Source organism: Salinivibrio sp. MA427, from assembly GCF_001996115.1.
GTDB classification, from domain to species: domain Bacteria; phylum Pseudomonadota; class Gammaproteobacteria; order Enterobacterales; family Vibrionaceae; genus Salinivibrio; species Salinivibrio costicola.
In genome coordinates, this window is sequence record NZ_MUFH01000249.1 from 1 (window position 1) to 3,879 (window position 3,879).

At 46.0% G+C, this 3,879-nt stretch carries 3 protein-coding genes; all 3 read right to left on the reverse strand.

From position 1 onward, the window contains the following. Positions 1-482: sulfotransferase (locus tag BZG79_RS12740; RefSeq protein ID WP_199877820.1), on the reverse strand; the 482-nt coding region annotated here is incomplete at its 3' end. Then, positions 466-1,761 carry an ABC transporter ATP-binding protein gene (locus BZG79_RS12745; protein ID WP_242414185.1) on the reverse strand — a complete coding sequence of 432 codons (1,296 nt, stop codon included), beginning with the start codon at positions 1,759-1,761 and terminating at the stop codon, positions 466-468. The genes BZG79_RS12740 and BZG79_RS12745, both read right to left, overlap by 17 nt. A 189-nt stretch (positions 1,762-1,950) precedes the next feature. Next, entirely contained in the window at positions 1,951-3,675 is a 1,725-nt protein-coding gene (locus BZG79_RS12750; RefSeq protein WP_077774580.1) for a hypothetical protein, read from the reverse strand. Between the last annotated feature and the right edge of the window lie 204 nt (positions 3,676-3,879).

The following is a 3,879-nucleotide window of genomic DNA, read 5'->3' on the forward strand; positions in this document are numbered from 1 at the left end:
GCTTTAAACGTTCCTCTGGATAAATAGCTTTGAGTTCTTGCCGGTTGCTTCCAGTTTCTATTCTGATTAACCCTCATCCTCAACGGCTCTAACAAAAATGCGAGTAACACGTTCAGCGACTCCTGGCCCCGGTTTTTCGACATGGCATATTGAGAGATCGCGCGTTCTACTGGGTTTCTAACCACCATCACGAGTTTCGCTTCGGGATTRTAAGCGGCAATATGCTTAGGTATATCCTGCCAGTAGGCATAGATCGGTGTTGCGTCACACACGTAACGCTCACCAGAATAATGGGGATAACGTTCCGTGTATAGTGCCTCAATATGCGATTGAGTCAGTTGGCAAAACATGGGCTGATCAAAAACATGTGCTTCTTTACCTAGCGCCATGCAAATACTTGGATGTTGAGAAAGAAAATGCGCGAGCGCGGAGGTACCACACTTCTGTCCGCCAACGATAAATAAATTAGTGCGCTTTTGCATGATGTTTGCTTTGCAATGAAATTCCCATATCAACAATACCGGTTGCGTCTTGATTGTCTTCGATCACAGAAAACATCGCCACATCCACCCCGCGATGAAGAAATTGACGCTGTCCGTCAATGATGCCCGAGCAACCACAATTGAGAAAATACGTTCCTTTTTGCAACGAACACTTAAACGTAAAACAGACATCGACATGGTAGCTGGCTTTAAGATAATCAATGCGCTTTTCATGATTTTTAGTCGACGTCGCACCGCCAATTTCAACCCCATTGATTGTCTTAATCATCATACCAAAGCCGACTTCAAAGACATCGCGCTCTGCTTGTACACTAAAGCAATACGAGTAGGTTTCGCCCGCCACAAGCACATTAACCACCTGGCCCTGGCTGTTTTCAATGCGTGGATTGATGATTTCAGCGCCTTGCTTGGCATACCACACGGTAGATTTAGGAATAAGGTCGGATGTCCAGTGTGTTTGGCTTTGCTGCGCGCTAGGCGTACTTCTCACCGCCTGCACGGCTGACTGTTGCTGCCCGTTTATAATCTGCGCTCTAAAGGCTTCTCGCTCACTCTCATCAGACATATGTAGCAGCTTATGATAGCTATGGACTACCTCTTTCGGGGTGCCTGTCATTAATAGCTCGCCTTTATCTAACAAAATCGCACGATCACATAGCTCAATGACCTGACCGGCGGCATGAGAGACAAAAAGCAGCGTCACTCCCTGCGCTTTTAACTGTTTAAGCTTCGATTGGCATTTGCGTTGAAAGGCCGCATCACCCACCGATAACGCTTCATCAATAATTAATATCTGAGGCTCTATATTAATCGCGACGGCAAAGGCTAAACGCAGCATCATGCCACTGGAATAGGTTTTGACTTGGCGATCTAAAAAGGGGCCAATGTCTGCAAAATCGACAATCGTATCAAGACGCTGCTTGGTTTCTTGATGTGAAAGGCCCAACAGGCGAGCATTAAAAAATATGTTTTCTCTTCCTGTGAACTCTGGATTAAACCCCGATCCCAGTTCAAGCAGTGCTGCTATACGCCCTTCAACCGCAACCTGTCCTTGGGTTGCTTGCAACACACCACAAATTACCTGCAACAACGTCGATTTACCTGAACCATTATGGCCGACAATGCCCAGTGTTTCGCCTTGATAGGCCTCGAAACTGATTGATCGTAAGGCAGTGAAAACCGCTTGCGGACGGTTAGGGAATAATTTACTCGAGAGAACATTAAAGAGAGTAGGTTTGAGTAAAAATGATTTACTCACATTCGAGACTTTTATAATGGACTTCATAACCATCAATAGCGCGATAAAACGGTTATTATGGACGAATACTGAGTCAGACGCAAAGAGAGAAAGGGCGCTTACGATTAGCTAGCGGCATAAAAAAAGGAGGGCCTAAGCCCTCCTTTTACGGCAGTGTTACTCTGTTTATAATCAACAATAAATCGGTGATTACAGAGTAAAGTCAACGATAGTACCGTCGTCACCGTTGTCACGGTTAACATTGCGGGTACCGTTTTGGATATCTGTACCTGAGTCGTCTTTCTTACGAACAGCTACTTCACCCATGTTTGTTTGTACTTCGAATACAAAACGTGCTTGGCGAGCGGTGCTTACATCAACACCAGCCATCTCTGCAACACCTTCAGGTGTTAGAGTGACCGCACCACCGCTTGGCAGTGTGAAGTAATCGCCGTTTTGCTCGAGCGCTTTACGGTGTACCAGGGTCTTGATGCCGTTGTTGTTATCAACATCAACTTCGCCAGTTGCGTTAGCACGCTCGTTAGCACCCATACCTTCGTATTCGTAGATGGTGACTAGGATTTTACCACCTTTCTCACCCAGACGGTTTGATACGTCACGGATAAAGATTTTGTTTGAAGAAGTAGAACCGGTAGTGATGGTGTCAAACTTCATACCGTCACGGTCTACTTGAATGATCTTCTCAACAACATCATCTACAGGGTAGAAAGAGTCAGTTTGAGCAATTTCACCAACTGGCTTGAACAGGTTACCAGTATCGCGGTTAAACTGAGCCAACTCTGCTTTTACAGAATAGGTGCCAGATGAGATTGGTGTCTTAAGCGCGTATAGGCCGTCATCACCGATTGCTGGATCATCATAGTTGAACAGGGTCGCTGTGATCGTTTCGAGTTCTTGACCGCCAGTGATACCCGCGCCGCCAAGATAGCGAGCCGCTTTGTCGCCGTCGCCATTTACAATCCAGCCTGTTTTCGCACCGGTTGAGTCTAGCAGTTCATTAGATGCGTCGACGTCAAACCCAGAGAAGTCACCGCTAATGGTAAAGCGAACTTGCTCTTTCTGGATGTTTTGGTTGCTAGTGTTGTTTTTGAAGTTAAACACACCATTGATGTCTGCATTTTGGCTATCAGCGATAAGACCAGTTTCTTGCAGACCAAGCTTATAGTTTTCGAAGTAGGTGTTAACCAACGCCGTTGCTGTGCCAAGGCCACCAGCCGCTAGCTCTGTATTAAACAGAGTTTTAGTTTGGTCAAACACAACTGGCGTGTCATAACGGTCAGCAGTGAATGAACCATTGTGCTGAGCTGCAACGGTCAGAACAACTTTATCTGCATTGCCGTTTTTATCTTCGTACAGCTTGAAGATGTTGTTGGCTTGAGACGTTTTCAGGTGAATTTTGGTGTTTGGGTTGGCAAGTGCTTCAACATCAGACGCCAACTCTAGGCGAAGAGTATCGCCAACAAGCTCATACTTAACACGCTTTTGGCCGTTGCCTAGGTCGTTAAATTTGAACACGGTTTCTAGGTCAGAAACGGCGTTGCTACCAGTGAAGACAGCATCACCGTCGGTGTCGACTTCGATACCGGTCAGAGTGGTGCCAGCAGCATTAGTCGTCAACCAGCTGTCGATTTGGCTTTTGTTGAACTCAGCACCGATGCCATTCTTGATTTCTACAAACAAGAAGCCATTGTTACGCAGCTCGCGCTCAATGCTGTTAGCTGGGTCGGCGATTGGGTTATCAAAAGTAAGCTCCAGATCTTCTACAGCAGTAGAGAAATCTAGTGCAGATTGTTTAGTTTCTTTAGCAATAATCGTGGTGTCAAAACCAGTTTCGTTGTCTAGGTGAACATCAGCGAATGCACCCGCTGACAGACCCATAGTTACTGCCGCTGCCACTAGCGTTTTTTTCAACATGTTATTTCCTTTATTGGATCCATATTTTGATTTATCAACTTGGCTTTGGTGCCGATCATTTTACGATGACCCGCGCTTTGGCGAAGCTGATGTTGATCAACCTTCGGTGCACTGTGAGCACCAACTATCTCGATACCTAAGATGTATGAATCTCACAGCATCAAAATAATGCGAAGGATTCACTGCGCGCCGAAATGCGCAATG

What these genes read in the sequence shown, in the direction of transcription:
- BZG79_RS12750 (WP_077774580.1), bottom strand. Translation starts at nt 3,675, where the DNA reads ATGTTGAAAAAAACGCTAGTGGCAGCGGCAGTAACTATGGGTCTGTCA.